Below are 26,583 nucleotides of genomic sequence, written 5' to 3'. Positions count from 1 at the left end.
CGCGGGGTCGGTAGGTGTGCGTGGGTCGGGTCTGCGCGGGTCGGCAGGTGTTCAGAGCGTGCGGCGCACGCCCGCCTGGCGTTCCAGGTTCCGGAGCTGGACCGCGAGGTCGCCCTCCACTGCCGCGTGGGCGGGGCCACTGCGGCCGATGGGCAGAACCTCCTCGCTGCGCATGTCCTCCAACATCAGGGCGAACGCCGCGTACATCGCGACGAGCGCCACCAGGAGGCCGAGGACCCCGGAAGTGCGCGTGAGCCATTCGGCGCCGGTGAGACCCGACAGACCGGTGGCGGCCCAGCGGGGCAGGGAGACCGCCAGGACGAGCCACAGCGCGCGCTTGGGCCCCGTCACAGCGGTCATCAGCGCCCCGAAGCAGAGAAGCGCCAGATTGAAGACGCCCAGCACGCGCAGGCCGTCGGCCGCGCCGCTGAACATGACGAGTGCGTAGGCCAGCCAGCTGCCGGCGAAGATGCCCATGAGCGTCGCCGCGATCACGTCACGGGCGCCGAAGGCCAGGATGCTCACGAGGAATTGCAGGGCGAAGGCGGGCAGTACGCACAGGGCGACGGCGCCACGAGCCGCTTCCTCGAAGAGCCCGAGCTGTATGCATCCCGTCATCACGGAGGCGATCGCCACCGTGAAGAAGCCCAGCGGCATCGGTGAGGCGATGGGGCGCAGGTTGATCCGGGTCATCGACCGAAGGTCCGGCTCGAAGCGGCGCCCCGGCCCGGCGGGCCCGGCGTCCCGGCGGCTGTCCGGAGCGTCTTCGGCGTCACCGGCGGAGGCGGAGTCAGTACTCATCGTGGGGATCTCTCTTTCAGTGCTCGAAGCAGGGGTCGAGGAACGGCGTCGGTGTCTCGGGGGCGGAGCCCCGTGCGACGCGCCACCGGCGGTGCTGCTCGGACTCGGCGACGGCCTCGGCCACGAGCGACGCCTGGCGGGCACCCCCCTGGTAGCCGCCGAAGTGGGCCACCGGACTCCACTCCGGCCTGACCGGTGGTACGGCCTCGTCGAGTCCCTCGTACTCCGCGCTCGCGTAGACGATGCGACCGCCGACGACGGTGAGTACGGACTCGATGTCGGGAATGGCGGCGTCGGGCACGGTGAGGTAATCGTCGGACAGGATCGCGAGGTCGCCGTAACAGCCCTCTCGCAGGGTTCCCTTGACGTCCTGCTCGCCGGTGAGCAGCGCTCCGCCGCGGGTGTAGAGGCCGAGGGCGCTCTCCCTGCTGATCAGGTTCCCGGCCGGGTAGAGCGCGGTGCCGCCGACGGTGCGCCCGGTCACCAGCCAGTGGAGCGCGACCCACGGGTTGTACGAGGAGACGCGGGTGGCGTCGGTTCCGGCGGCAACGGTCAGACCTCGGTCGAGCATGGCGCGGACCGGTGGGGTGTGGGCGGCGGCCTCGGCACCGTAGCGGTCGCGGAACGCGGTGCCCTGGAAGGACATGCGGTTCTGGACGGACAGGGCGCCGCCGAGGGCCGCGATCCGGTCGAGGCTGTCGGCCGAGACGGTCTCCGCGTGGTCGAAGAGCCAGCGGTTGCCGCCGGGGAACAGTCCCTCCGTCGCGAGTTTCTCGAAGACGGCCAGGTCGCGGCGGATCGTCTCGTCGTAGGTCGCGTGGAGCCTGAAGCCCCAGCCGTTCTCCAACAGAAGCCGGACGGCGTTCTCGAACTCGACCTCGTACCCTGCTGCGAGCTCGGGACGGGGCTCGGAGAAGTTCTCGAAGTCGGCGGCGGCCCAGGTCAGATTCTCGCCCGCGCCGTTCAGCCGGAGCCACTCGTCCCCGTCCCCGGGCTTGACCATCTCGGTCCAGCGCTTCAGGTCGGCGAGCTCCTGTCCGGCCGTCTGCGGGAAGAGGTGGTAGGCGATCCGGAGGGACAGCTCCCCCGACTTGGCGAGATCGACGACCGTGCCGTAGTTGTCGGGGAAGTTCTGGAACCCGCCTGCGGCGTCGACCGCGGACGTCAGGCCGAAGCGGTTCAGCTCGCGCAGGAAGTGTCGCGTCGACAACCGTTTGTCGGCCTCGTCGAGGGCGGGTGCCTTGGCCAGGGTCGAGTACAGGACGAGAGCGCTCGGCGCCGCGAGGAGAACCCCGTTCGGTTCGCCGTCCCTGCCCCGCACGATCTGTCCGCCACGGGGATCGGGGGTCTCGCGAGTGAATCCGGCGGCCCTCACCGCGGCCCGGTTCATCAAGGCCGACTGGTACAGATGCAGGACGAAGACCGGGGTGTCGGGAGCGGCGGCGTTCAACTCGGCGATGGTCGGCATCCTGCGCTCGGCGAACTGTTCGGCGGTCCAGCCGCCGACGACCCGGATCCACTGCCCCTTGGGGGTGCGGCCGGCCTGCTCGCGCAGCATGGCCAGGGCGTGGCGGAGGCTGCGCACGCCGTCCCAACGCAGCTCCAGGACGTAGTTCAGGCCGCCCCGGATGACGTGCAGGTGGGAGTCGTTCAGGCCGGGGATCACCCTGCGGCCGAGAGCGTCGACGACCCTGGTCCCCGGCCCGACGAGGTGAGCGAGGCCGTGGTCGTCTCCGAGGGCCGCCACCCGCCCGTCACGGATCGCGACGGCACGAGCCTCGGGACGACCGGCGTCACCGGTGAACACCTTCGCGTTACGGACGAGGAGGTCGGCCTGGGCAAGTTCCCGCCGCGGGGCGGGAACGAGGCCCGCTACCGGCATGCTCGTCGAGGCCCCGGTCATGCGAGGGCCTTGCGCAGGGTGGCGGTGGCGACTCCGATGGCAAGTTCCGCGGCCTGCGTCTCGCGCAGTGCGTTCAGCATGACGAAGTCGTGGATCGCCCCCTGGACGCGAAGGGCGGTCACGGGGACGCCGGCGGCGCGGAGCTTCCCCGCGTACGCCTCGCCCTCGTCGCGCAGGACATCGGCCTCGGCGGTGATGACCAGGGCGGGCGGCAGGCCGGCGAGCTGCTCGGTGGTGGCGCGCAGCGGCGAGGCGGTGATCTGGGCGCGCTCGGCCTCTTCGGTCGTGTACTGGTCCCAGAACCACTTCATGGCATCGCGGCGCAGGAAGTAACCCTCGGCGAACTGGTGGTACGAGTCGGTGTCGAAGCTCGCGTCGGTGACCGGGTAGAAGAGGACCTGGTGGGTGACGTGGACCTCGCCGCGCTGCTTGGCCATGAGGGTGAGGGCCGCGGTCATGTTGCCGCCGACGGAGTCGCCCGCGACGGCGATCCGTGCGCCGTCGAGGCCCTTGTGGTGTCCCTCACGGGCGATCCACCGGGCGACGCTGTAGTTCTGCTCGATGGCGACGGGGTAGCGGGCCTCGGGCGACAGGTCGTACTCGGGGAAGACCACGGCCGCCCCGGTACCGACGGCGAGTTCGCGGACGAGCCGGTCGTGGGTGTGGGCGTTGCCGAAGACCCAGCCCGCGCCATGGATGTAGAGGATGACGGGGAGGGGGCCGGCGGCTCCCCGCGGGCGCACGATCCGGGCGCGGACGTCGCCGGTCGGACCGCCGTGGACGGTGACCCAGTCCTCGTCGACGTCGGGCAGGGGGACACCTTCACCGCTCTGGACGTCATCCACGGCCTTACGGCCGTCGGCCACGGGGATCTGGTAGAGGAATGGCGGCTGCGCGGTGGCGTCGGCGAAGGCCTGGGCGGCGGGTTCGAGGATCGGCGGTTTTTTCATGAGGGGTTCTCCTTCGGAGGATGTACGAGGTATGGGCGGAGCGGGTGCTCAGCAGGTCGTAAGCGCGGCATCGAGGATCACGTCGGTGACCACGGCCGGGCGGGAGACGGCCACGGCGTGCGCTTCGGTGATGTGCGAGCTGGCACGCCGATCTCGGCGTGACGGGTGGACGCAGGGGCCTCGTCTCAGAGGCCGTACGCCTCCAGAAGCCGCAGCCAGACCTCGCTCACGGTCGGGAAGGCGGGCACGGCGTGCCGCAGACGCTCGAGCGGGACCTCGCCCACGATGGCGACGGTGGCCGTGTGGATGAGTTCGGTCGCCATGGGCCCGGTGAGCGTGCAGCCGACGACGACTCCTCGGGTCTCGTCGACGACGAGCTTTGCGTGGCCGCGGTAGTCGTCCGCGTGGAGCGCGGCCCCGGCGACGTCGTCGATGAGGTACTCCACCGTGCGTACCGCGAGACCCGCATCGCGTGCCGCGCGTTCCGTGCGGCCGACGCTCGCGACCTCTGGAAGGGTGAAGACGGCCTGCGGAACGGCGACGTGGTCAGCCTCCGCGCTCCACGCCTGCCCGCCGCCGGTGACGGCCGGGCGACCCGCGGCTCGCTCGGCGATCGCCGCGGCGCAGGCGCGGGCCTGGTACTTGGCCATGTGGGTCAGCGGCGCACGGTGGTTCACGTCGCCGACGGCGTAGAGCCAGTCGCCGTCGAGCGCGGTGACACGGCAGGTGTCGTCGACCGGGAGCCAATCACCGGCCGGCAGCCCGACGGACTCCAGGCCGAGGTCCGCGGTGCGCGGGCTCCGGCCGACGGCGACAAGAACCTCGTCGCAGACGAGGGTGGCGCCGTCGTCGGTGTCCAGGGTCACGGTACGGGTGTTCTCATCACGGGCGACCCTGGTGGCCGAGACCCCGAAGCGGATCGTGACGCCCAGACCGGTCAGCCCCCGAGCGACCTCTTCCCCGGCACACGGCTCCCAGCCGGTCAGCAGGGCCTGGTCGCGGACGAGGAGGGTGACGGAGGAACCGAGCGAGCGCCACGCGGTGGCCATCTCGCAGGCCACCACTCCCCCACCGATGACGACGAGCCGCTCGGGCACCGCCTCGGCCGTGGTGGCCTGCCGGCTGGTCCACACACCGATCCGGTCGAGCCCTACGACCGGCGGCAGCACGGGTTCCGTGCCGGTGCTGAGCACGACCGCGCGCCGGGCCCGCAGGGTGCGGACCGTGCCGTCGGCCCCGGTCACTTCCACCCAGCGCTCTCCGGCGAGCCGTCCATGCCCCCGTACGAGAGCTATGCCGGCGCCGTCCAGCCAGTCGGCCTGGCCGGTGTCGTCACCGCGACCGGTGAAACGGTCACGGCGGGCCAGGACGTGCGCCGGGTCGAGTGCCGCCGTGACCGCCTGCCGGGATCCGTCGACCGACCGCGCGGCCGCTCGGGCCGCGCCGGGACGCAGCAGGGCCTTGCTGGGCACGCACGCACGGTAGGAGCACTCGCCGCCGACCGCCTCGGCCTCTACGACGACGGCGGTCAGTCCCGACCGGACGGTCCGGTCGGCGACGACCTCGCCACCGGGCCCGCCGCCGATCACGACGACGTCGTACGTGTCGTCCATCAGCCGCGCACCAGAGGGGTGTCCACGAGGTGCTCGGCCAGGAACCACACCTGCGCCTCACCGGTGCGGATGACGTCGGAGACGAGCAGGTCGGTGCTGCCCTCGTCGCCCTCCGCGGAGAGCCTGGCGGCGGCGTCCCGCGCTTCGATCAGGATTCGCTCGTGCGCGTCGAGGAGCCGCGACAGCATGACGGGGACCTCCTCGACGCCGTCCGGCGGTCGGGGAACGGTCGTCAGCTCCGCGACGTGGCGCGGATCGCCGACGGCGACGCCGCCGAGGCTCTGGACCCGCTCGGCCAGCGCGTCCACGATGGCCAGTTGGGCCTCCGCGTGCTTGTCCAGCATGAGGTGGAGCGAGTAGAAGGTCGCCCCCCGCATGAGCCAGTGGTGCTTCTTGTAGAGGGAGTAAAGGATCTGCGTATCGGCGAGGACACGGTTCAGCCGCTGGCAGGCGTACATGCGGGTGTCGTGGCCGAGGCCGATCGGCAGCTGCTTGAGCGTGCCGAACGCCTGCGTCTCGGCGCCTTTCTGGTGCAGCAGCGGCTGGCCGCCGCTGCGCGGGAGTGTGGTGGGTTCGGTGCTGGACGCGGTGATCGCGGTTTCCATCGAGTACTCCATGGTTGGGAAAGAGGTGGGAGGGCCCGGCCGCCCGGGCGGGGACACAAGGCGGCCGGGCCCGGTCTTCACGGCTCTCGCTCAGCGCTCGCCGGGGGCGGCCGGTGCAGGACGAGCCGGGTGAGCAACCCGCTGCCGAGACCGACCACAAGCGCGATGGCCGCCCACCAAGACGGGTACGGCGTGAAGCCGAGGGCCGAGTCGAGGGACCATGCGCCAGGTCCGGTGGCGGCGAGTGCGGCGGCGGTGCCGATGAGGACGAGCGGGTACTCGTATCCGTCGTTCTGCACCCAGAGGCCGTGGCGCCATTTCACCGTGAGGGCGACCGTCATGACCCCGATGGCCCCGGTCGCCGCGAGCGGGGCCAGAAAGCCGGTGGCGAGCAGCAGGCCCGATCCGATCTGGCCACCGCCTGCCGCCAGGGCGGTGAGGGCTCCGCCCCGGAAGCCGTCGGCGCGGAACTCCTCGGTGCCGCCCTCGAGTCCCCTGCCGCCCAGGTGTGAACTGATCTTCTGCACCCCATGGCCGGCCACGAGCAGTCCCACCAGCAGACGCAGGATCAGGATGCCGGTGTCCACGGAAGTCAGCCGGCCGCGTGCGCGCCGATGACACTCTGCGCGTACACGACACCCAGACCGTAGGCGCCCGCGTGGGCCTTGACGATCTCCATGACCGCGCCGTACGTCTCCTGGCGCGCCCAGTCGCGCTGCAGCTCGAGGAGGACCTGGACCCAGGTCACCGGAACCGCGCCGGCGGCCACCATCCGCTGAAGCGCGTGCTCGTGGGCAGCCGGGCTGACGCCGCCGGAGGCGTCGGAGACGACGTACACCTCGTACCCCTGCTCCAGCGCCGAGAGCGCGGGCAGCACCAGGCAGACCTCGGTCCACAGACCCGACAGGATGATCTTCTTGCGCCCGGTCGCCTTGACCGCCGCCACGAGCGCCTCGTCCTCCCAGGCGTTCATGGTGGTGCGGTCGATGACCTCGTGCTTGGGGAACACCTCGGCGAGCTGCGGGAGCAGAGGCCCGGAGAACGACTCGGCGGCGACCGTGGTCAGGACGGCCGGCACGTCGAAGGCCCGAGCCGCCTTGGCCAGACCCACGGTGCTGTTGATGATCGCGGCACGATCGCCACTGCCCGTACCGAAGAACATCTGCGGCTGGTGGTCGACGAAAAGCATGACCGCGTTGTCGGGCGTGAGCAGGTCCGCGCTCGGGGCAGCCTGCACCTTGGCGATGTCGAACATGAGGGGTCCTTTCGGAGCAATCGGTAGCGCGCCCGCCGCATCGGCGGCTCGGCACTCCCCGAAGCTACGACCGATCCGATCGACCGCCTTTGCTCCCTGTGCCCAGGAGTTGGCACGACAGCGCACTACTGGTCGGGTGCTGTGTCAAGAGGAGCCGTCCCGCCCGCCGGGCAGACCTTCGCTGGTGACGAAGTAGAAGACCGGGAGGAGGACGAACACCGCGATCGCCAGCAACGGTGCGACGAACACCCCGAGGAGCCCGGCAACGGTGTAGGCGAGAGCTCCGGCCCAGGAGCGAAGCCGTCCGTGCCGTACGTACGTGTCCTCCACCTCGGGGTCGAGCAACTCGGGTCTCCGGGCGATCTGTTGGTAGAAGGCCACCCAGCTCAGGCACATCGCTGCGGCCAGGCCGGCATAAAGCGCAACGGCCACCCGCGCGTCGGAGTCCGTGAGGTCTGTCTGCAGTGCGTCCGCGACCACCGCTGTGGGGAAGGAAAGTGCCGCTGTGGTGAGCAGGAGAAAAAGGTTGGCAGCATGGAGTCCGCGGTCCATGGATCTGATGCGGACGAACGCCTGATGATGGTTGAGCCAGATCACCGCAACATAGCCGAAGGACGCCAGGTAGCCGAGGTAGGCAGGCCACTGAGCCAGCAAAGCCCGGCCAAGGCCGCCCGGCTTGTGCGGCGGATCAGCGAGATTGAGAACCAGAAGCGTGACGGCGATCGCGAACACCCCGTCGCTGAAGGCCTCAGCCCGTGTGGTTTCGGAACGAGAGAACTTGCGAGCATGGGTACGGGGCAAGCCGGCTCCTGAAGTACGTGACTCATGTCGGATTCGGGCGGTTTCTGTCGCGGCGCATCCTCGAGGGCTCGTCCGTCCGACAGTTCCTGGGCCAACGTCCGTTCCGTCGGTCTGACATGGGCCCGCGAGCGGGGTTCGACACCTCTCTGGGCTCTGAGTTGCACCAGCCGCTTGCAGCGGTGACGGATCAAAAGTATCGGTGCCGTTTCCTTCCCCCTGGTCCGCCGAGGAGAGTGCTGTGCACTCCCGGACAAGAAGAGGGCACGGGCGGAGCAGTCATTCCTCCGTTCGCAGGACTACACGGCCGGGCGACGCAAACTCCCAACCTGGACATCTGCCGCATCGGTGCTGCTCACCGATGCGGCAGAATGCCTGAGGGTAGTTTTCCTGGGCAGCTGTGTGCTGCTGCTCGACCTCAACACCGTGGCACCTCGTGAGCGAGTGGAGGCATTCCATCACGCGTTGACGGATTCGCTGGTGCCCAACGACGTTGCCCACGAGGAGCCGGAGACCGGCATCCACGCACGCATGGAACTATGGCGCGTTGGCGGACTGGACCTCTTCGCCCCCCGGAATTCAGGCTTTGAAGTACGGCGCACAGCTCGACACGTACGCCACCACAGAAGCCCTCCCGTAGTCTCGGTCTCGCTCCAGCCCATGGGTGTCCACCGGGCCGAAGTCTCGGGCCGGCAGGAATTTCTGGGCTCCGATGACATCTGCGTCTTCCATGAGTTGTCACCCCGCGTGTACGGCTGGTCGGGCGACGGGGCATCCCAGTCCATGATGTTCGACATGCACCGCCTCGGCGTGCCGGTGGATGTGGTGGTGAGAGCATCCCTGCAGTTGCGGTCCAGTCCGCCCTATGACCTGGTTCTGCGGCATCTGCGGGGGGGTGTGGCGCGATCCCGGTCGCCTGAAGGCGGATCCCGGCGCGGAGGCTCTGGCGTCCGCCACGACGGAGCTCGTACGCGCTCTGCATCTCTCGGCCGCGCACGCCGAACAGACCACTGAGGTCAGGTCGACGATGGACGACACCCTGCTCGCGCGGATCATGGCGATGCGGGTTCAGCAGCCCGAGTCACTTCAGCCGCCGTTTTCAGGCAGCCTATGGAGTGGCCCCGAGCGAATGGCGGCGGCTTCGTGGCGCTGTCGTGACCGTGGACGGGCCCGAGTGACCTGTTGGGACTGTGTCGGCAAGGCCTGACCGGGGAGGGCTTCCGCAAGCGTCGAGCAACCTCATGCCACATGCAGGGCGGTGTGCAAGGTATCGGTCATCTGAATACGTGCCGCCTTGGACGCCTCCGTGCCGCGCAGCGGATCGAAGAGGACGAATCCGTGAATCGTGCCGTGATAACGGATCGACACGACCGGGACGTCCGCTTGCCTCAAATGCGCCGCATAGGCCTCGCCCTCGTCACGGAGTACGTCGGCCTCGGCGGTGATGACGAGCGTGGGCGGCAGGCCTACGAGACAGCGGGTGGGCGCACGCAGAGGGGAAACGGTGCCCCGTGCGCGGTCCCGCGGGTCCGGTGCGTACTGCTGCCAGTAGTCGCGCATGGCGGCGCGGCTCAGGAAGTACCCTTCCGCGAACTGGCGATAGGAAAGAGTGTCCATCGCCGCGTCGGTCACCGGACAGACCAGCACCTGGTGGCGGAAGCGCGGGCCGCGGCGCGTCCGCGCCACGAGGATGAGCGCGGCCGCGTGCTGGGCGCCTGCACTGGCGCCGACAACCGCGATCCTGGTCCCGTCCAGTCCGTATCCCGCGCCGTGCCGGGCTATCCACTGGGCTATGGCGTATGCCCGCTCAACGGCGTCCGGGTAGCGAGCTTGCTCTGGTACGTCATACTCCGGGACCACCACGGCCGCATCCGCTCCGAGCGCCAGATCCACCACCAGTTGCCGATGTGCGTATGCATCGGTCAGCATCCAGCCAAGCCCGTGTAGATACAGCACTACTGGCAGCGGCTCATGCGTACCCGCGGGACGGAGAATCCTCACCCGGATGCGATTCCCGCCGCTTCCCGGCAAAGCCAGCCACTCCTCCTCGACATCGGGCTCATCGCGGCCGCCGCCGCTCCAGAGAGCCGCCATGCGTGCCCTCGATGCGGCACCGTCGGTGTGCGGGGAAGCAGGCCATTGACAAGACTCGATGAAGTCACGCGTCTGCCGTCCGAGGACGGGCGTCACCCACGGAACTTGAACGTCTTCTTGCACAAGCACTCCTACGCACGGGCAATTCACGGGCCGCTCGGGGGCGGCCGGCGCGGCCGCCCCCGACCGGACAGGCGCTCCGCGTCGGACGCGATCTGCCGACGCAGATACGTACTGCACCTGACGCCGTGGTCAACGCATCCGTTCGGAGACCAGGGCGGCGCCATTGACACGACTGGGCAATGAGCCACGGGGTCAGCCTGAGGCAGTTCCGCAACAGATGCGCGACAGCCTGGTATTCCCTGCGGACACAGACAAGAGCCGTGCACTGTGGGGCATCGCGGCGGTGTCACCGTTTCTCGAGGACATGCGGGATCGGAGCGATACGGGTTCGGGACCAGTGCGTGAGGAGCCAGCCTGAATTCTGGACCACCGGTCTCGCGTCGCAGAGAGATGACCACGAATGAGGACTGCCATGACCGAACAGTTGCGGCGAGCCCCCGTCGGCAGTGCCGCGCTACAAGAACTGATCGAGGGGCTTGCGGAGTCACTCTGTCGTTCCGTGGCCCTGAACGACCCCCTGATGAGGCTTATCTGCTCGAGCCGACATTTCGATGACGCGGACCCGGCACGCATCCACAGCCTGCTGCAGGGACAGGCAAGCAGCGAAGCCTCTCGTCACGTCCTCGATCAGGGCGTCACCCAGTGGTCCAAGCCGGGATTCATCGAGGGCCGGGACGATCTCGGATTGCTCCCTCGGTACTGCGTGCCGCTGCGGGAGCGCGGACACCTCCTCGGTCTGCTAATGGTGATCGCACCGGACGCGTCCTTGGCGCCCGAGGAATCCGAGGTCATCTGCCGGGCAACGCCCGCCATCGCCGGCCAGATGTACGCTGATCACGTCTTGACCGATGCCGAGAAGACCAGGGAGCAGAAGCTCCTTCTGTCGCTGCTGGGCTCAAACCCGGCCGCGCGCGCTGAGGCCCGGAAGCAGTTCCTGGACAGCACGCTCCTCGCGGACGCCCCCCACACGGTGGTCAGCATTGTGCAGGTGGCACGCTCCCGGATGTCTCCTGGGCAGGTGGGGATCGCACTACGCGGGGCACTGGAGAGATTTCGCCGTGCCCGACAAGCTGACGGCGTCTTCGCGATCACGTCGGATCGAGCCGTCCTGCTCCAGCTCGCCGACCGGCCGTTGAGTCAGGAAACGCTTCGAAAGCAATCCGGCCACATCATGGAAGCCCTCGGCGCTTATCTGGACACCTCAGCCGCTCCCGTCATCGGCATCGGCGGTCATCAGACGGGTCTTGCCGACGCATGGACTTCCTACGAGCAGGCGCTCGTCGCGGTGCGCGCGGCACACCGGGTGCCTGAACTGAAGGGCATCGGCTCTTGGGAGGAGCTCGGTGAGTTCGCTGTGCTACTGCAACTGCCGGACCATGCCCTGAACGAGTCACTGATCCCGAAGCCGTTGCGTGCCCTGCTGGAATCCAGCGGTAGACATCGCTTGGAGGCAACCCTGCGGTGCTTCCTCGAGCAAGCCGGATCGATACCCAGGACTGCGGAGGCACTTCAGATCCACCGCACTTCGCTGTACTACAGGCTGCGGCAGATTCAGGAGATCACCGGGCTCGATCTGGACAACGGCGCAGACCGCATCACTTTGCACTTGGGCCTGCGTATCCGGGAACTCCTCACACCTCTCAGCGCGTTCAGCGACGACGACCAGCACCATGGGCAGGCGGCCGCACCAGGCGATGACGTCGTCGGCCGCAGCGGGCTCGACGGCCAGACACTCGGCACCGTCCCGCAGGGCCAGCGCGGCGCGAGCGTCCGCCGGGGACAGCAGTTCCAGCCGCAGCGGCCCCGCGCCCAAGGCGATCAGGCCGGGCAGTCCGTTGCGGCTGCCTGACACGGCGCCTGGGCCGCTCCACCACCGGCAAGGGCCTGGTCACCCTCGAAAGCCTCGGCCTGGCCGTACGTACCCCAGGCGGCCACGCCGGTCCCCGCCGCACCCCCGACCACTGGCGTCGGTCCCGCGCTCGCGGGGGTTGCTCCGCGAAGCCGCCCAGCTCGGGGGCCTGCTCGATGTCGGCCCCGCGCTCACCGGGGTTGCTCCCCTTGGGGGCTGGGGATCGCCCTCGGGGTGCTGTTCGTCGAGTACGACGGTCCCGTCCACGAACTCGGCAGCCTGCCCGAAGAGCTTCTCGACTCGGACGACGTCGCCGTGATCTGTGACGAGACCGAAGGCATCTGCTATTACGCCGACTTCGGCCGCCTCTGTTCCCCGCCCGCTGGGCTACCTCGGCCGGGTCCGCGCCCGCGCACAGCCACGTGGACAGCGCCGAGTGCCGCAGGTCGTACTGCCGCTTCGCGAGCGGAGTGCTCGTGAGAGCGGGAGACAGGGCGAAATCCCAGGTCTCGTGCCAGACCCGGTGACAGGGCCGCAGCCGTTCCCACTCGGCATCGCCAGATCACCCCGCCCCATACCCACACCGACGACACGACTGCGGAGCAGTCACATGATCGGCCGGACAAGTCCTAAGGGGAGCGTATCCGGAATCAGGACCCGGCTGGGTCGTCAGGCACGTCCGAGGGGCGCGTCCGCGGTGACGGCGCCGCCGAAGCGGCGCCACTCGGACGGGGACATCCCGTGGGCCGCTTGGAAGCGACGGCTGAAGTGGCTGGGGCTGCTGAATCCGCAGCGGGAGGAGACCGCGGCGATGGTCAGGCGGTCGTAGCGCCGGGAGGCGAGCATGCGCCGCGCCTCGCCCAGCCGCTCGTCGATCAGCCACTGCTCCAGGCTGATTCCCGCCCCGCTGAGCAGCGTGTAGAGGCGGCGCACCGAAATGGCGTGCTCTGCCGCGATCCGCTCCGGTGTCAGTTCGCGATCGGCGAGGTGGGACCGTACGTAGGCCATGATCCGCGTGAGGAGGGTCTCGTCCATCGTGGCCTTGACCTCGACGCTCTGTTCGGCGTGCGCGGCGGACAGGAGCAGCGCGCGGACGAGTTCCGTTGTGGCGGATCCGAGGTCCTGGGCACCGGGATCGCCCTCCAGGCGGCCGGGGTCGCGGTGGATGCCCCGAAGGTGTTCCAGGACCAGGTTGTGGAGCGGGCTGGCGCGCAGTTGCAGGGAGGCTCGTTCGACGGTGTCGACCGGCACGTCGAGGCGGTTCATGTCGAACATGACGACCTGGGAGGCGCCGTCGCCGGACCAGCCGTATGTGCGGGGTGTCAGTTCGTGGAAGACGCAGATGTCGTCGAGGCCCAGGAGGAGTTGCCGACCGGCGACCTCGGCCCGGTGGATGCCCCGGGTCTGGAGGGAGACCGAGACGATGGGGTTGTCCCGGTGGTGGTTTACGTGGTGGGTCGTTCGGCGTACCTCGAAGCCCGAGTTCCGGGTGGCGAAGAGGTCCAGTCCGCCGACGCGCCACGCCTCCATGCGCGCGTGGATGCCGGTCTCCGGCTCCTCGTGGACGACGTCGTTGGGCGTCCGTGTATCCGTCAGCACGTGGTGGAAGGCGTCCACGCGCTCACGGGGCGGGACGGTCTTGAGGTCGATCAGCAGCACACCAAACTCCTGGAAGGACTGAATTCGGCCAGTCTGCCTGAGCGGTGCGCGCGGGCGGCGGCCGATGATGGTTGGGGGCGGAGGTGCCACGGGCCGCCGCGAGGTCCGGAAGGCGGGGCGGGTGGCCTTGTGCGTGTGGCGGTCCGCCCGGTGGGAAGTGCCTCAGGAGCCGACCTGGACATCACCCCGTCTCTGGGCCTGCGACGGCCGCGCTGGGTGAGGGCGAGGGCCTGGCCGTGAGGACTCCTCTCCCTTCGGTGCGGCCCTCGCCTGCCAACCGGCGTCGGTCAACTCCCCCACCAGTTAGGCAGGTTGGAAGTCGCCGTCGCGATCTCCGTGGCACCTGACCCCGTTTGACGACGGGCGGTGGCACCCGTGTGAATCGGCTCCGTCTGCGCCGCCGGCCAGCACTTCGCCGACTGGTGTCGGCGCGTCGGCCCCCACCCGTCGGCGGCGAGGGTGCGGAGAAAAGGGAAGGTTGTCCTGCCGGACGGCGCCGAACCGACGCGAGGACACTCCCCGTGCAGGCGTGCACGGATGGTCAGATCCCCGTGCACCCCCGGAACACCAGGACGCCGGAAGCGACGTCGGTATCCGCCGCGCGGAGCCGACGCACAAGCGCTCGCGTGCCTGTCGGCCACCGGCATATAACCGATGGTCAGGACTGCTACGCCATTTCAGCCGTTCCGACGCGCGAAGTGGGCGCCGACCTGCCAGTCCCGCGGCGCCATGCCGTACGCCGCGCGGAAGGTACGGGTGAAGTGGCTGGAGTTGGCGAAGCCCCAGCGCCGAGCGATCCCCGCCACCCCGAGCTCCCGGGCCATCGGCCGCAGGAGGTCCCGGCTGCAGCGCTCCAGCCGCTGTGTCCGGATCCACCCGCCGACCGTGGCGCCCTCCAGGTGGAACAGCTTGTGCAGGAGGCGGACGGACATGAAGTTCGCCTCCGCGATCGTGGACGGTGACAGGTCCGGATCATGGAGGTTGCGCAGAATGTGATCCTTGACCCGTTCCAGCGAGGCCGCGCTCTGCGAGTCCTGCGGCCGGGCGCGCCCGGCCCGGTCGTCGACGAAAAGCGCCAGCAGATCGAGCGCCGTCGAGGCGGCGCGGCGCCCGACGGTCTCGTCCAGCCCCGCCGCCTCGCGCGCCATCTGACCGAGGTAGGTCGCCACCAGTGCGGCGCTGCCCTCGGTCCCGTCGAACGCCGTGGCGGTGAGTGCCCGCAGGTCCTTCTCGGGCACGTCCAGTTCGGCGCGGGGGAAGTGGAAGGAGGTGAAGGCGAACTCCTCGTCGATCTTCTGCCGGAAGGCCCGGGAGGTATCGGTGATGGAGAAACCGCCGGGCCGGATGAGTGTCTCCCTGCCGTCCTGCTCCTTGAGGGCGGTGCCCCGCTCCTGGAGGCTGAGCACGAGCGTCGGCGAGTCGCCGTCGGCCAGGTGCCTGCTGCGGGTCACCACCTGGGGCCCGGCCTGAACCCTGGAGATCCGCACGGGACCCAGCCGGTGGCCGACGATCTCCCCGGGCGACGGCACCTCCTCCAGGAAGTCCACGGTCATCGGCACGAAGGTGTGGGACACGGTGTCCTGCCAGCTCTCCGCCCGGTCGGAGGCGGACAGCGACGCGGTGGAGAGAGATGCGGACACCGGGTTCTCCTCGAGTCGACGGGTCATCGGGACACCGGGGTTCGTGCATCCTGCGGGTCGGACGGCTCGGCGCCGCCGCGGGTGTCGCGCCACTGGCTCGGTGAGATGCCGTACGAGGCACGGAAGAGCCGGCTGAAGTGGGCCGGATCGGTGAAGCCCCACCGTTGGGCCACGCCGGAGACCGTGCTGTCGCCGCCGTCCTTGCGGGTGAGGTCCTCGGCACTCGCCTGGAGCCGGCGGCGCTGGATCAGGCGGCTGACGGTGGCCCCTTCCCCTTCGAAGAGCTTGTGGAGGGAGCGAACGGAGATGCCGTGCGCGGCCGCGATCGTCTGCGGCCCGAGCTCCGGCTCCTTGAGGTGCCGGTCCACGTAGGCGTGGATCTCCCAGATCCGGGTGTGGCGGGAGTCCTCCGTGGCCGGCTCGTCACGGGAGGCCTGCTCGGTGACGAGGACGGCCACCAGGTCGGCGAAGTTGCACGCCAGCCGGCCGGCGACGAGCCTCGGGCAGTCCTCGGCCGTCTCGACCAGAGTCAGCAGGGACTGCTTGACCAGGGCGGCCACCGAGCCGCCGGCGTCAGCCACGGTGGCCGTCACCCGTTCCAGCTGCTCGTCGCGCACGCCGAAGGCCCGGCGAGGGAGCAGGCACACCCTGACGTCCACTCCGTCCGGGTAGTCGACCACATGGGGGGTCTCCGTGTACCAGAAGGAAACCGCTCCCGCGGGGACCTCGACCGTCCGGCCGTCCTGTTGCACCACGGCACCGGTGGCCCCCATGACGGCGACCACGAAGAACCCCTCGGCCTGCCTGGTGCCACGGGCGATCTCCCGCAGGTCGCGGGTGTAGCGGCGTGGGCCCGCATCCGTCGTGATGAAGAGCAGGTGCCCCAACTGCTGGGTCGTCATCCGGCCCGGGTCCGACAAAGGCTCGTACGAGGCGACCGTCACGGGCATGGCGGCGATGGAGACGGCGCGGCTCCAGCGATGGCCGGTATTCCCGTCCTCCGGGAACCCGGCCGGGTCGGTCACGGATGTCATGGGTCCTCTCCCTCCGGTCGGCATGGCATCCAGCATGGAACACGGGATGACTTACGTCGGCGACTGAATGACTGTGAAGCGACTGTGGGTGATGCGTCGCCGGACACATGACTCTCAGCGCATTCCGACTGTGCAAGGCGTGCATCTACACTGCAACGGTCCAGGTCAGAGCACTGGCGCAGGCGCAGAGGAACATCGGATGTCAGGCACCACACTGTTCGGCCGGGGCGAGGAGCTGGCGGCCGTCGACGCACTGGTCGACGCCCTGCCCGGGCATAGCGACGCGCTGCTGATTCACGGGGCCCCCGGGGTCGGCAAGTCCGCCCTCCTGGACCACGCCGCAGCCCGGGCCCGCGCCTGCGGATTCACCGTCCTCAGGGCCTCGGGGGTCCAGGCCGAGAGCGATCTGCCGTTCGCGGGGCTGCACCAGCTGACCCACACCGTGACGGACCGCATCCCGCGCTTGCCCACCCCCCAGGCGCAGGCGCTGCTGGGGGTCTTCGGCATGACGGAGCCGTCCCCCGGTGCCTCCGGGCCCCAGCTCTTCATGCTCTCCCTGGCCGTCCTCGGCCTGCTCGGCGAGGTGGCCGCCGAAGCCCCCGTTCTGCTGGTCGTGGACGACGCCCAGTGGCTGGACACGCCGACCCTGGACGTCCTCGCGTTCGTCGCACGCCGCGTCGGCGCCGAACCCGTCGGCCTGCTCGTCGCCGTCCGCGAGGACCGTACGGTGTGGCGGGGCGCCCCCGACCTCCGCGAGCTGCACCTCAAGCCCTTGGAGCCGAACGCGGCCGACGCCCTGCTGACCGCCCGCAGCCCCGGTCTCGCCCCGGGGACGCGCCGCCTGGTGGCGCAGATGTCGGCCGGCAATCCCCTCGCGCTGACCGAGCTCCCCATGACCCTGGGGGCGGACGGGGCGCCTCGGGAGTCCGCGCTGTCTCCCGGACTTCCCCTCACCGCCCGCCTGGAGCGGGCGTTCTCCTCTCGGCCAGCCGGCCTTCCGTCCGACACGCACCTCGCGCTGCTGGTCGCGGCCATCGCCGACGACGGTGCGCTGACCGAGGTGCTCGCTGCGGCTTCGGCCCTGACCGGAGCCGAGGTGTCCGCACGTTCCCTGGAGCCCGCCATCGCCGCGGGTCTGATGCGCGTCGACGGGTTCCGGATCGACTTCACCCACCCGCTGGTACGCTCCGCCATCCTGAGCTCGGCCTCGCTCGCGGACCGTCTTGCCGCCCACGGCGCGCTTGCCCGCACCCTCCAGGGACAGTCCGACCGGCAGGCCTGGCACCGGGCCGCGGCCGATGGTCGTCCCGACGAAGCGGTGGCACGGCAACTGGACCAGGCAGCTCTCAGCGCGAAGGAGCGCGGTGCCACAGCGGTGGCCCTGACGGCGCTGGAACGCGCCACCGCGCTGAGCGAGCTTCCCTCTCAGGGCGTGGCCCGTCTCCTCGGTGCGGCGGAACTGCGCTTCGAACTCGGCCAGGCGGATCGCGCGTCAGCCCTGGTGCAGCAGGCCGAATCGCTGGGCCCCGACCCGTTGGAGCGGGCCCGAATAGTCCTGCTGCGCGACTGGCTGGAATCGGAGTCCGACACGAGCACCTCCCGGATCCACCTGCTGATCGCCACGGCCGAGCAGGCCGCCGAGGTCGGCGATCCCGAACTCGCATTGCGGCTGCTGCGCGCGGCCGCGCGGCGGTGCTGGTGGGCGGACCCGGAGCGGGAACTGCGGGAGCGCGTCGTGACGGCCGCCGAGCGGCTACCGGTCCCGGAGCTCCACCTGGACCTGGTGTGCACGCTGGCGGGGGCCGCCCCGGTGGAGGCGTCGGCGACGGTGATCGACCGGCTGCGGCGCCTCGAACGTGAGGGCGGGTACGATGTCGTGACTGCCGCCACCCTGGCCAATGCGGCCATCATGCTGAACGCGTACGACCATGTCACCGGATTCGTCCGCCACGCGGCAGACGGACTGCGTCGTCAGGGGCGTCGGGCCCTGCTGGCCCAGAGTCTGGTGTTCCTCGCCCTCGCCACCGTGCACACCGTCGACTGGGAGACCGGACTCCCGGCGGCGGCCGAGGCGGCACGGCTGGCCGAGGAGAACGTGCAACCGCGCTGGATGACCGGCGCGCGGGTGGCGAAGGCACAGTTCGCCGCACTGCGTGGAGACCTGGACACCGCGCTGGTCACGATCGGCGAGGCGGAGGGCCAGGGGCTGACCGTGGTCGACCCCTCCAAGCTCGCGTACATCCAGATCACGCGTGGCCTCATCGGCCTTGCCGCGGGCCATCCCGCCGAGGCGTTCTCCTGCGTCTGGCGGGTCTTCGACCCGGCCGATCCCGCCTACCACCCGTTCATGCAGACCATGGCCATCACGGAGTTGGCCGAAGCCGCCACCGGCGACGACCAGCGGGCCATGGCGCGGAACGCCCTGCGACAGCTCGCCACGTCCGCCGGGGCGAGCGAGGTCCAGATGATCCGGGTGAACCTGGGGTTCGCCCGGGCGCTGCTCGCCGACGACGAGCACGCCGAAGAGCACTTCCGGTCGGCGTTCAACCTGGACATGTCCCGTACGCCCTTCGTCCGCGCCCGGCTGATGCTCGCCTACGGCACCTGGCTCCGGCGGCGCCGGCGGGTGATGGAGGCCCGCACTCCGCTGCGGATCGCCCGGGAGTCCTTCGCGGCCATGGGCGTGGAGCCTTGGCGTGAGCGGGCGGCCCAGGAGCTCCGCTCGGCCGGCGAGGGCAGCAGGAGCCAAGGCCGCCCCGACCGGGACCTGCTCACGCCCCAGGAGGTCCAGATCGCCCAGCTGGCGGCGCAGGGGCTCTCCAACAAGGAGATAGGCCGGCAGCTGTACCTGTCGCCCCGGACGATCGGCACGCACCTGTACCGGATCTTCCCGAAGCTCGGGATCACCTCTCGCAGCCAGCTGAGCGAGAAACTGGGAACGGACTGAGCGCGACCCGTTCGGTGGGCGGGCACCGGCTCTCCCGAGATGTTCCGGCGGTGCACCGCGATCGGACACTCCGCGCACCGTTCGCGGGATGCTCGGGCGGTCCTCGGGCTCGTTCCCGCCCCTGCCCGTCCTGTCGGGGAGTGGCACGTTCGCGGGGGCGCACAGGTCGTCGCCGGATGACCGTCATGCCGGGCGAACTCCCCTGGCTTGAAAGCCTTTTCGCCACCTCCAGGCCGCTCCCGGAGACGTTGCGCGGCCTTCCTCCGAGGGGCGGCCATCGACCGGGTCGCCCGCACGGCGGCGGTCGAGATGTACGCCGATCGGCTGCCCTCGGACGTGAACAAGGAGCGCACCCGCCAGTTCCTGGGCCGGCTGGTCGGTTCGGACTCGGCGCTGCGGTGCGCGGCGCACGAGCGCCTGGTGGACGACAGCGCGGGCGCCCGGCTGGAGGAGAACCCTGCGTTGCTTCCTGGAGAACGCCGGCTCGGTGCCCAGGACCGCGGAGGTCCTGGAGCTGCACCGCACCTCGCTGTACTACCGGCTGGCCAGATTCAGGAGATCACCGGCCTGAACCTGGACGACGGCGCCCACCGCCTGCTGCTGCACCTGGGGCTCGGGGAGGTGAGGTTGTCCGCGTGCCGCGCACCCGACGCCGGGACGCCGAGCCGGCGGGGGCACGCACGCGCCACGGGGACGGAGCCGTCCTCTCCGTCCCGGTATCAGGTGATGTGCCGCAGCAGCGCGGCGACCGTCGGTGACGGCTCGCCGGGCGGCCGTACCACCATGACCTTCCAGTGCGGGGCGTGGTGGTCGAAGCGGTACTGGGGAAGATCGGGGAAGCGGTCCGCGATCGACCCGGGCATGACGCAGACGCCCAGGTCGTTGCGGACCAGTTCGGCCGCCGCAACGATGTCGTTGACCTCGAACGTGGTGCTGCGGTCGACACCGGCGGCCCGGAAGGCCCGGTCGACCGCGTGGCGGATGGCCCAGCCGGGGGTGAAGTCCACCAGCGGCAGCGCGGCGATGTCGGCGAGTCGCACCTCGCCGTCCGGCGTCGCCCCGGCGAGGACCCGCCGGGGCGACGCCAGCAGCACCATGTCCTCACGGGACAGCAGCCGGGTCGTCAGGCCGCGCTGCTGCTGGCGGTCGAGCGCCACCACGGCCAGGTCCACGGTGCCCTCGCGCAGTGCCTGCCGGATGTCGGCGACGGCGGCCTGGCGCAGCCGCACGACCACGCCCGGATGCTCCGCACGCAGGGCGGCCAGGGCATGGTGGAGGCCGGCCCAGACCCCCTGCATGGTGCCGACCGTGACCCGCCCGCGCAGCTGGCCGCGGGCGGCGTCGACCGCCTCCCGGGCCAGTTCGGCGGACCGGAGCGTCGCCCGAGCGGCGGGGACGAACGCCTCGCCCGCCGGAGTGAGGGCGACGCGGTGCGTGGTGCGGTCGAACAGCGGGGTGCCGAGTTCGCGTTCGAGGGCGCGGACCGTACCGGACACGGAGGACTGGACCACGTGCAGTCGCCGTGCCGCCGCCGTGAAGCCGCCCGTGTCCGCCACCGCGACCACGACCTCCATCTGCCGCAGATCCATCATCACTCCCGTTGAGCCGCGCTCCGTTTGGCGCGAAGGCGGCGGCCTCGACCGTTCCGGCATCGTATGCGGACGACAGGTGCGCCGGTCATGCCTCCGTGGCCGGGCCGGGCATCGTGCGCCGACCTTCGGTGAGCCAGTAGAGGAGGGCGAGCAGCGGCAGCGCGGCGCCGAAGGCGGTGAGGGCGGACCACCCCCACGCGTGGTAGACGACGGAGCCGAGCTGGGAGCCGGCGGCTCCGCCCGCGAAGAACATGGCGATGAAAGCGCTGTTGAGACGGGCGCGGGCAGCGGGGTCGAGCTGGTAGACGGTGTGCTGGCCGAGGATCAGCGTCGCCTGGACCGCCATGTCCACGAGGATGGCGGCGAGGGCGAGCAGGATGACGCTGTGCCCACCGAACCCGGCGAGCGCGAACGACACGGCGGCGACCACGAAGGCGACACCGGTCAGGGGCCGGACGAGCCCGCGGTCGGCCCAGTGCCCGGCGAACGGGGCGATGGCCGCTCCGGCCGCGCCGACGAGGGCGAACACGCCGACCCCGACCGCGGAGTAGTGGAAGACGGGACCGGTGAGGACGAAGGAGACCGTGGTCCAGAAGGCGCTGAACGCGCCGAACATCGCCGCCTGGTAGAGACCGCGGCGCAGCAGCGCCGGATGCGTGCGCACCAGCCGCGCGGTGGAGCGCAGCACTTGGTGGTACGGGATGGTGGTGGTCGGCGCGTGCTTCGGCAGGGCCGCGCGCAGGGCCACGGCGAGTACGGCCATCAGGGCGGCGGAGCCGAGGAAGACGGTGCGCCAGCCGGCGAGGTCGGAGACCAGGCTGCTCAGCGTGCGGGAGAGCAGGATGCCGGTGAGCAGACCGCTCATCACCCGGCCGACTATGCGGCCGCGGGCGTGGTCGGGAGCGAGGCTCGCGGCGAACGGCACCAGGATCTGGGCGACGACCGAGGTGGACCCGCTGACGAGCGAGGCGATCAGCAGCATCGGGAAGCTGGTGGCGAGTCCGGCCGCGAGGAGGGCGAGGGTGGTGACCACCAGCAGGGCGGTGACCAGGTTGCGCTTCTCCAGGCGGTCGCCGAGCGGGACGAGGAAGAGCATGCCGATCACATAGCCCACCTGGGTGAGGGTGATCAGGGCCCCGGTGGTGGCGGCGCCGGTGTGGAAGACGCCGCTCAGCGTGGAGAGCAAGGGCTGGGCGTAGTACAGGTTGGCGACCGTCATGCCGGAGGCGACGGCCAGCAGCGCGATCAGCCAGCCCGGCACGCCGTGCGGGGTGGTGGCGGTCGCGGACCGGCGCGAGGTCCGGAGGTCGGACGAGGTGGACATGTGCACCTTCTCGGAACAGACGGGCCGGCGTTCACCGGCGCGGGCGGGCGGTGACGAGAGCCTCCTCGCTGCCGTCACGGAGACATCAGCAATGCCGCGCCCCCGCCGCTTCCCTGTTCAAGGAGATGGTTTGGAATGTCAGTCATCTCATCTGGAGATGACCGAGGCGCACGGACGCGCGCCTGAACCGGGAACGCCTGGCCGCCGCACAGGAAGTGTTCGCCGAGGACGGCCCTGGGGCGTCCCTCAACGAGATCGCCCGCCGAGCCGGCGTCGGCCCCGGGACCCTGTACCGGCACTTCCCGAAGCGCCAGGCCCTGCTGACCGCAGTGCTGAGAGACCGGATTCAGGTGCTGTGCGAGCGGGCGGAACGGCTACGCACTGCGGACTCCGCCGACGAGGCCCTGTCGCAATGGCTGGGAGCGTTCCTGGCCCACGCCCGCGCCAATCAGGGAATGGGTAGCGCCCTGATGGTCGACGAGCCCGGTGTGCAGGACCTCGACTGCCATCGGCTGATCCTGGACGCGGCGGCTGGTCTGCTCACCCGGGCGCAACGGCAGGGAACCGCCCGTACCGACCTGACCGCCGACGACCTGGTCCAACTCGTGATCGGGATCGCGCTGTCCACGGCCCGCAATGAGGACGCCGAACAGGCCCGCCGATTGCTGGCTCTCGTGCTTGATGCCACGCACGAAGAACCGCGTCGAAGCGCGTGACCCCCGCCGGTCCGTGCGCGCGGACCTCTACCTGCTGGAGCCATCGCAGCCCCAACGGCCCGACGAACCAAGCGGAGCCTCCCAGACCTCTTCGGTCTGGGGCTCCCACGTCGTCCGTCCTGTGGGCATTCAGGTCCAGGGCAGCCGACGGTTTCCACTGATCGGAATCTGCGGCCGATCGCCGCCGACCTACCGGTTCAGCCGGGCAACCGTCTCGATCACCAACTGCCCTCCGACGACCAGCGGTTCCGTCCGCCCCCAAGCTCCGAGCGCCCTGCCGAGGATTCGAACCTGCACGAAGCTTGGCTAACCAGCATGAAACGGTCGGTCGTCATCACCAGCGACCCAAAGGGACCGGCGCCAAGCAGGGCGCGGCACGGCCACGTGGAGTGCGCGCCGCGCATGCACAAGCGTCCGGCCGAGCAGCCACTCCCTACCGCCCGCTATCGCCGCGTACTGCCAACCTCCACCGACAAGGGGACGGACGACGCCCGGCCACCCCAGCCACGCCCCCTTTGACCTGCGCAAACTCCCGCTGTGGTGTTCAAGGTCTTCATGTATTACCCATCCAGACATGGAGCCCTCACAGTCAAGGGAACAACGAAATCAAACAAGGGGTCGCCCATACACACGACCCCCGATGAAGAACTGGGAGCAAACCGACCCCTTGACACGTAAAAGCCGGGAGCAGCGGGCCCGCCGCCGTGGGAACACAGCCATCTCGACCGGATCGGGCGATAGCCGGTCAACATCAATTGACGCCGTCGGCCACGGCTGGGAGCGATGGGAGCACAGGGAGCGGAAGAGGGCTCCCAGCCCGCTCCTGCCAACGCATCAGGGGCCCTCCGAAGAGAGCCCCTGACCTGCGGAAACATCCGACATAGCTGTCGGGACGACAGGATTTGAACCTGCGACCCCTTGACCCCCAGTCAAGTGCGCTACCAAGCTGCGCCACGTCCCGTTGCCCGTCTGACCTGGGGTTTCCCCTGGGCTGACGTGCAGGGAAACAATACCGCACTCCGGACCTTGGTCGCGCACCGGTTTGGTTGTGCCGTGTGGGGGCACGGGTCAGCTTCCGGTGGGGAGGCCCAGGTCGGGGTGGTGGTCGAGGAGGCGGGGCGGGGCTGCCTGGCGCCAGGAGTCGGCGAGGATGTCGCGCAGCTCGCCCTCGTCCTCCAGCGCGGCGAGACGCACCCGGATCCAGGCGAACTGTGCCTCGTGCCCGGCGATCCAGAACTTGCCGGGCTCGGCGAGGACCAGCTCGTCCCGCTCTTCCTTGGGGCAGCGCACCGCTATGGAGGTCTCGTCCTCGGGCAGGGTGGCGAACATCTTCCCGCCCACCCTGAACGTGGGCATGCCCCAGGCGACCTTCTCCGTCGTGTCGGGCAGGGAGAGGGCGAAACGGCGTACGTCTTCGGCGTCCGGCATGTTCGGCATGTTCGGCACACTAACCAACGCCACTGACAGTCGGCGCTCTCAGTCGATCGTCGCGGCCTCGGTCAACGCGTCCAGTACGGGGCGGATCAACGGATGCTCCTCCGCGCCGCGGCGTACGGCCGCGAAGACCCGGCGGGTGGGAGCCACCCCGTCGACCGGGCGGACCACCACACCCGTGAGGTCCATGCCGCGCAGGGCCGAGCGCGGGACCAGGGCCACGCCCGCGTCGGCCGAGGCGAGCGCGACGACGGCGCGGAAGTCGTCGGAGGAGTGTTCGAGGCGGAGCTGGAATCCGGCGTGTTCGCAGGCCATGACGACCACGTCGTGACAGGGGTTGCCGGGGTACGGGCCGATCCACGGGTCCTTGGCCAGTTCGGCGAGCGGGACCTCGTCCGCGTCGGCCAGCCGGTGCGTGACGGGGACCACCGCGTCGAAGGGCTCGGCGTACAGCGGGATGTGCGTGAGCCGGGGGTCGTCGGCGTCGGGCGCGCCGCGGTACTCGACGGCGACCGCGACGTCGACCTGCCGGTCCAGGACCATGGGCAGGCTCGCGTCGCCCTCGGCGTCCTGGACGCGGACCCGGATGCCGGGTGCGCTGCGCGCCAGCCGGGCCAGCGCCGGGCCGACGACCAGGCCGATGCCGGTGGCGAACGAGGCGAGCGTCACCGTGCCCGCCGAGCCCGCGCTGTACGCGGCCAACTCCGCCTCCGCGCGCTCCAGTTGGGCGAGTACGGCATGGGTGTGGCCGAGCAGGATCTCCCCGGCCGGGGTCAGTCGTACGCCCCTGGCACCGCGGTCGACGAGTCGGTGCCCTGTCTCCTGTTCCAGCGCGGTGAGCTGCTGGGACACGGCCGAGGGGGTCAGATAGAGCGCGGCGGCTGCCGCCGTGACCGTGCGATGGTCGGCCACCGCACGAAGGATGTGGAGCCGCCGCGCTTCGATCATGCGAATGATTATCGCAATGCGTCCGACCCGGTTCCGCCGGGTGGACTGATCAGTGGACTGATCAAAGGGGCCGGTCAGGCCTCCAGCTCACCCCTGGCCGCCACGAACGCGTCGACCGCGCGGTTCACGTCCTCCGTGGAGTGCGCGGCGGAGAGTTGGACGCGGATGCGGGCCTGGCCCTGCGGCACCACCGGGTAGGAGAAGCCCACCGCGTACACGCCGCGCTCCAGCAGCAGCTCCGCCATGCGGCCCGCCTTCGCCGCGTCGCCGATCATGACCGGGGCGATGGCATGGTCGCCGGGCAGGATGTCGAAGCCCTCCTCGGCCATCCGGCGGCGGAAGAGCGCGGTGTTCGCGGCCAGCTTCTCGCGCAGGTCGCCCGCCGACTCCAGCAGGTCGAGCACCTTGAGGGAAGCCGCGGCGATCACCGGGGCGAGGGTGTTCGAGAAGAGGTACGGACGCGAGCGCTGCCGCAGCAGGGCGACGATCTCGGCACGCGCGGCGACGTACCCGCCGGACGCGCCACCGAGCGCCTTGCCGAGCGTGCCCGTGATGATGTCGACGCGGTCCATGACCCCGTGCAGTTCGGGGGTACCGCGCCCACCGGCGCCGACGAAGCCGACCGCGTGCGAGTCGTCGACCATGACCATGGCGCCGTAGCGGTCGGCCAGGTCGCAGATCTCGCCCAGCGGGGCGACGTAGCCGTCCATGGAGAACACGCCGTCGGTGACGATCAGCGTGCGGCGCGCACCCGCGGCCTCCTTCAACTGCCGTTCCAGATCGGCGAGATCACGGTTGGCGTAGCGGAAGCGGCGGGCCTTGCACAGGCGGATGCCATCGATGATCGAGGCGTGGTTGAGGGCGTCGGAGATGACCGCGTCCTCGGGGCCGAGGAGAGTCTCGAAGACACCGCCGTTGGCGTCGAAGCAGGAGGAGTAGAGGATCGTGTCCTCCTGGCCGAGGAACGCCGACAGCCGCGCCTCCAGCTCCTTGTGCACCTCCTGCGTACCGCAGATGAAGCGCACGGACGCCATGCCGTAGCCCCAGCGGTCCAGGGCCTCGTGGGCGGCGGCGATCACCTCGGGGTGGTCGGCGAGGCCGAGGTAGTTGTTGGCGCAGAAGTTGAGCACCTCGCCGGGACGACCCCCGGCGGTGACGTTCACGGTCGCGGACTGCGGGGTGTCGATCACGCGCTCGGGCTTGTGCAGACCGGCGGCGCGGATCTCGTCGAGGGTGGCGCGAAGATCGTCGCGCACGGAGTCGAACATGAAGGGGCTCCTAGAGGGATGTGCGGGTCG

General features: G+C 70.3%; 23 protein-coding genes and 1 tRNA gene. 6 read left to right on the top strand and 18 right to left on the bottom strand.

The annotated features are described in order from the left end of the window. Positions 1 to 51: 51 nt before the first annotated feature. From NGF19_RS12870 to NGF19_RS12835, 8 genes are all read right to left on the bottom strand, one after another. Entirely contained in the window at positions 52 to 801 is a 750-nt protein-coding gene (locus NGF19_RS12870) for an acetate uptake transporter family protein (protein ID WP_289734739.1), read from the bottom strand. Between the two features lie 16 nt (positions 802 to 817). After that, complete coding sequence (locus NGF19_RS12865) at positions 818 to 2,704, bottom strand: amidohydrolase (protein ID WP_252424964.1); 1,887 nt, start codon at positions 2,702 to 2,704, stop codon at positions 818 to 820. After that, positions 2,701 to 3,654, bottom strand: coding sequence for an alpha/beta hydrolase (locus NGF19_RS12860; RefSeq protein ID WP_252424963.1), 954 nt, complete (start codon positions 3,652 to 3,654; stop codon positions 2,701 to 2,703). Before NGF19_RS12860 ends, NGF19_RS12865 begins: the two co-directional genes overlap by 4 nt. A 185-nt stretch (positions 3,655 to 3,839) precedes the next feature. Further along, entirely contained in the window at positions 3,840 to 5,267 is a 1,428-nt protein-coding gene (locus tag NGF19_RS12855) for a dihydrolipoyl dehydrogenase family protein (RefSeq protein ID WP_252424962.1), read from the bottom strand. Continuing rightward, positions 5,267 to 5,872 (bottom strand): Dps family protein, encoded by a 606-nt coding sequence (locus tag NGF19_RS12850; RefSeq protein ID WP_252424961.1) that lies wholly within the window; start codon positions 5,870 to 5,872, stop codon positions 5,267 to 5,269. Before NGF19_RS12850 ends, NGF19_RS12855 begins: the two co-directional genes overlap by 1 nt. Before the next feature lie 77 nt (positions 5,873 to 5,949). After that, positions 5,950 to 6,459, bottom strand: coding sequence for a DoxX family protein (locus tag NGF19_RS12845; RefSeq protein WP_252424960.1), 510 nt, complete (start codon positions 6,457 to 6,459; stop codon positions 5,950 to 5,952). A gap of 5 nt (positions 6,460 to 6,464) precedes the next feature. Continuing rightward, entirely contained in the window at positions 6,465 to 7,127 is a 663-nt protein-coding gene (locus tag NGF19_RS12840) for a hydrolase (protein ID WP_252424959.1), read from the bottom strand. Positions 7,128 to 7,271: 144 nt separating this feature from the next. Beyond that, positions 7,272 to 7,928, bottom strand: coding sequence for a TMEM175 family protein (locus NGF19_RS12835; RefSeq protein WP_252424958.1), 657 nt, complete (start codon positions 7,926 to 7,928; stop codon positions 7,272 to 7,274). Between the two features lie 345 nt (positions 7,929 to 8,273). On the opposite strand from NGF19_RS12835, the gene NGF19_RS12830 reads away from it, so the two are divergent. Next, positions 8,274 to 8,939, top strand: a complete 666-nt coding sequence (locus NGF19_RS12830; protein ID WP_308288476.1) for an AraC-like ligand-binding domain-containing protein — start codon at positions 8,274 to 8,276, stop codon at positions 8,937 to 8,939. Then, on the top strand, positions 8,852 to 9,103 hold the full coding sequence (locus NGF19_RS12825; protein ID WP_308288479.1) for an AraC family transcriptional regulator: 252 nt from the start codon (positions 8,852 to 8,854) through the stop codon (positions 9,101 to 9,103). Before NGF19_RS12830 ends, NGF19_RS12825 begins: the two co-directional genes overlap by 88 nt. Positions 9,104 to 9,164: 61 nt before the next feature. On the opposite strand, the gene NGF19_RS12820 is transcribed toward NGF19_RS12825, so the two are convergent. After that, positions 9,165 to 10,142 (bottom strand): alpha/beta hydrolase, encoded by a 978-nt coding sequence (locus NGF19_RS12820; RefSeq protein WP_372505653.1) that lies wholly within the window; start codon positions 10,140 to 10,142, stop codon positions 9,165 to 9,167. A 412-nt stretch (positions 10,143 to 10,554) separates the two neighbouring features. Between NGF19_RS12820 and NGF19_RS12815 the strand changes: the two genes are divergently transcribed. Continuing rightward, positions 10,555 to 11,991, top strand: a complete 1,437-nt coding sequence (locus NGF19_RS12815; RefSeq protein ID WP_252424956.1) for a PucR family transcriptional regulator — start codon at positions 10,555 to 10,557, stop codon at positions 11,989 to 11,991. A 669-nt stretch (positions 11,992 to 12,660) separates the two neighbouring features. Here NGF19_RS12815 and NGF19_RS12805 read toward each other — a convergent pair. The 3 genes from NGF19_RS12805 to NGF19_RS12795 all read right to left on the bottom strand — a co-directional run bounded on the left by NGF19_RS12805 (position 12,661) and on the right by NGF19_RS12795 (position 16,324). Further along, complete coding sequence (locus NGF19_RS12805; protein WP_252424955.1) at positions 12,661 to 13,650, bottom strand: helix-turn-helix transcriptional regulator; 990 nt, start codon at positions 13,648 to 13,650, stop codon at positions 12,661 to 12,663. A 677-nt stretch (positions 13,651 to 14,327) separates the two neighbouring features. Beyond that, positions 14,328 to 15,290, bottom strand: coding sequence for an AraC-like ligand-binding domain-containing protein (locus NGF19_RS12800; RefSeq protein ID WP_252424954.1), 963 nt, complete (start codon positions 15,288 to 15,290; stop codon positions 14,328 to 14,330). Between the two features lie 23 nt (positions 15,291 to 15,313). Beyond that, positions 15,314 to 16,324, bottom strand: coding sequence for a helix-turn-helix domain-containing protein (locus NGF19_RS12795; protein WP_252424953.1), 1,011 nt, complete (start codon positions 16,322 to 16,324; stop codon positions 15,314 to 15,316). Positions 16,325 to 16,523: 199 nt separating this feature from the next. Here NGF19_RS12795 and NGF19_RS12790 point away from each other — a divergent pair, with 199 nt between their 5' ends. Together NGF19_RS12790 and NGF19_RS12785 are read left to right on the top strand one after the other, a co-directional pair. After that, a complete protein-coding gene (locus NGF19_RS12790) occupies positions 16,524 to 19,271 on the top strand; it encodes a helix-turn-helix transcriptional regulator (protein ID WP_252424952.1) in 2,748 nt (915 codons plus the stop codon). A gap of 487 nt (positions 19,272 to 19,758) precedes the next feature. After that, positions 19,759 to 19,842: a helix-turn-helix domain-containing protein gene (locus NGF19_RS12785; RefSeq protein ID WP_252424989.1), complete on the top strand. Its 84-nt coding sequence runs from the start codon at positions 19,759 to 19,761 to the stop codon at positions 19,840 to 19,842. A gap of 148 nt (positions 19,843 to 19,990) precedes the next feature. On the opposite strand, the gene NGF19_RS12780 is transcribed toward NGF19_RS12785, so the two are convergent. Together NGF19_RS12780 and NGF19_RS12775 are read right to left on the bottom strand one after the other, a co-directional pair. Next, a complete protein-coding gene (locus NGF19_RS12780; protein WP_252424951.1) occupies positions 19,991 to 20,860 on the bottom strand; it encodes a LysR family transcriptional regulator in 870 nt (289 codons plus the stop codon). An 88-nt stretch (positions 20,861 to 20,948) separates the two neighbouring features. Next, positions 20,949 to 22,187, bottom strand: a complete 1,239-nt coding sequence (locus NGF19_RS12775) for an MFS transporter (RefSeq protein WP_252424950.1) — start codon at positions 22,185 to 22,187, stop codon at positions 20,949 to 20,951. Positions 22,188 to 22,369: 182 nt separating this feature from the next. Here NGF19_RS12775 and NGF19_RS12770 point away from each other — a divergent pair, with 182 nt between their 5' ends. Further along, entirely contained in the window at positions 22,370 to 22,903 is a 534-nt protein-coding gene (locus NGF19_RS12770) for a TetR/AcrR family transcriptional regulator (RefSeq protein WP_252424987.1), read from the top strand. Positions 22,904 to 23,790: 887 nt separating this feature from the next. Here NGF19_RS12770 and NGF19_RS12765 read toward each other — a convergent pair. From NGF19_RS12765 to NGF19_RS12750, 4 genes are all read right to left on the bottom strand, one after another. Continuing rightward, positions 23,791 to 23,864: transfer RNA gene (locus NGF19_RS12765), tRNA-Pro, on the bottom strand. Positions 23,865 to 23,971: 107 nt separating this feature from the next. Next, positions 23,972 to 24,331, bottom strand: a complete 360-nt coding sequence (locus NGF19_RS12760; RefSeq protein WP_252424985.1) for an MmcQ/YjbR family DNA-binding protein — start codon at positions 24,329 to 24,331, stop codon at positions 23,972 to 23,974. Between the two features lie 48 nt (positions 24,332 to 24,379). Continuing rightward, positions 24,380 to 25,285 carry a LysR family transcriptional regulator gene (locus tag NGF19_RS12755; protein ID WP_252424948.1) on the bottom strand — a complete coding sequence of 302 codons (906 nt, stop codon included), beginning with the start codon at positions 25,283 to 25,285 and terminating at the stop codon, positions 24,380 to 24,382. Between the two features lie 74 nt (positions 25,286 to 25,359). Next, positions 25,360 to 26,553 carry a glycine C-acetyltransferase gene (locus NGF19_RS12750; RefSeq protein ID WP_252424947.1) on the bottom strand — a complete coding sequence of 398 codons (1,194 nt, stop codon included), beginning with the start codon at positions 26,551 to 26,553 and terminating at the stop codon, positions 25,360 to 25,362. Positions 26,554 to 26,583 lie beyond the last annotated feature (30 nt).

The organism is Streptomyces macrolidinus (assembly GCF_023887685.1).
Classification (GTDB): domain Bacteria; phylum Actinomycetota; class Actinomycetes; order Streptomycetales; family Streptomycetaceae; genus Streptomyces; species Streptomyces macrolidinus.
Note: the sequence above shows the minus strand (reverse complement) of the source record. Positions and strands in the feature narration are given on the sequence as shown.

Bases quoted from the DNA above. Each gene is read 5' to 3' on its own strand.
- NGF19_RS12860 (WP_252424963.1), bottom strand. From the start codon at position 3,654: ATGAAAAAACCGCCGATCCTCGAACCCGCCGCCCAGGCCTTCGCCGAC.
- NGF19_RS12760 (WP_252424985.1), bottom strand. From the start codon at position 24,331: ATGCCGGACGCCGAAGACGTACGCCGTTTCGCCCTCTCCCTGCCCGAC.
- NGF19_RS12790 (WP_252424952.1), top strand. From the start codon at position 16,524: ATGTCAGGCACCACACTGTTCGGCCGGGGCGAGGAGCTGGCGGCCGTC.
- NGF19_RS12775 (WP_252424950.1), bottom strand. From the start codon at position 22,187: ATGTCCACCTCGTCCGACCTCCGGACCTCGCGCCGGTCCGCGACCGCC.
- NGF19_RS12755 (WP_252424948.1), bottom strand. From the start codon at position 25,285: ATGATCGAAGCGCGGCGGCTCCACATCCTTCGTGCGGTGGCCGACCAT.
- NGF19_RS12850 (WP_252424961.1), bottom strand. From the start codon at position 5,872: ATGGAAACCGCGATCACCGCGTCCAGCACCGAACCCACCACACTCCCG.
- NGF19_RS12840 (WP_252424959.1), bottom strand. From the start codon at position 7,127: ATGTTCGACATCGCCAAGGTGCAGGCTGCCCCGAGCGCGGACCTGCTC.
- NGF19_RS12750 (WP_252424947.1), bottom strand. From the start codon at position 26,553: ATGTTCGACTCCGTGCGCGACGATCTTCGCGCCACCCTCGACGAGATC.
- NGF19_RS12780 (WP_252424951.1), bottom strand. From the start codon at position 20,860: ATGGATCTGCGGCAGATGGAGGTCGTGGTCGCGGTGGCGGACACGGGC.
- NGF19_RS12855 (WP_252424962.1), bottom strand. From the start codon at position 5,267: ATGGACGACACGTACGACGTCGTCGTGATCGGCGGCGGGCCCGGTGGC.
- NGF19_RS12815 (WP_252424956.1), top strand. From the start codon at position 10,555: ATGACCGAACAGTTGCGGCGAGCCCCCGTCGGCAGTGCCGCGCTACAA.
- NGF19_RS12795 (WP_252424953.1), bottom strand. From the start codon at position 16,324: ATGACATCCGTGACCGACCCGGCCGGGTTCCCGGAGGACGGGAATACC.
- NGF19_RS12865 (WP_252424964.1), bottom strand. From the start codon at position 2,704: ATGACCGGGGCCTCGACGAGCATGCCGGTAGCGGGCCTCGTTCCCGCC.
- NGF19_RS12870 (WP_289734739.1), bottom strand. From the start codon at position 801: ATGAGTACTGACTCCGCCTCCGCCGGTGACGCCGAAGACGCTCCGGAC.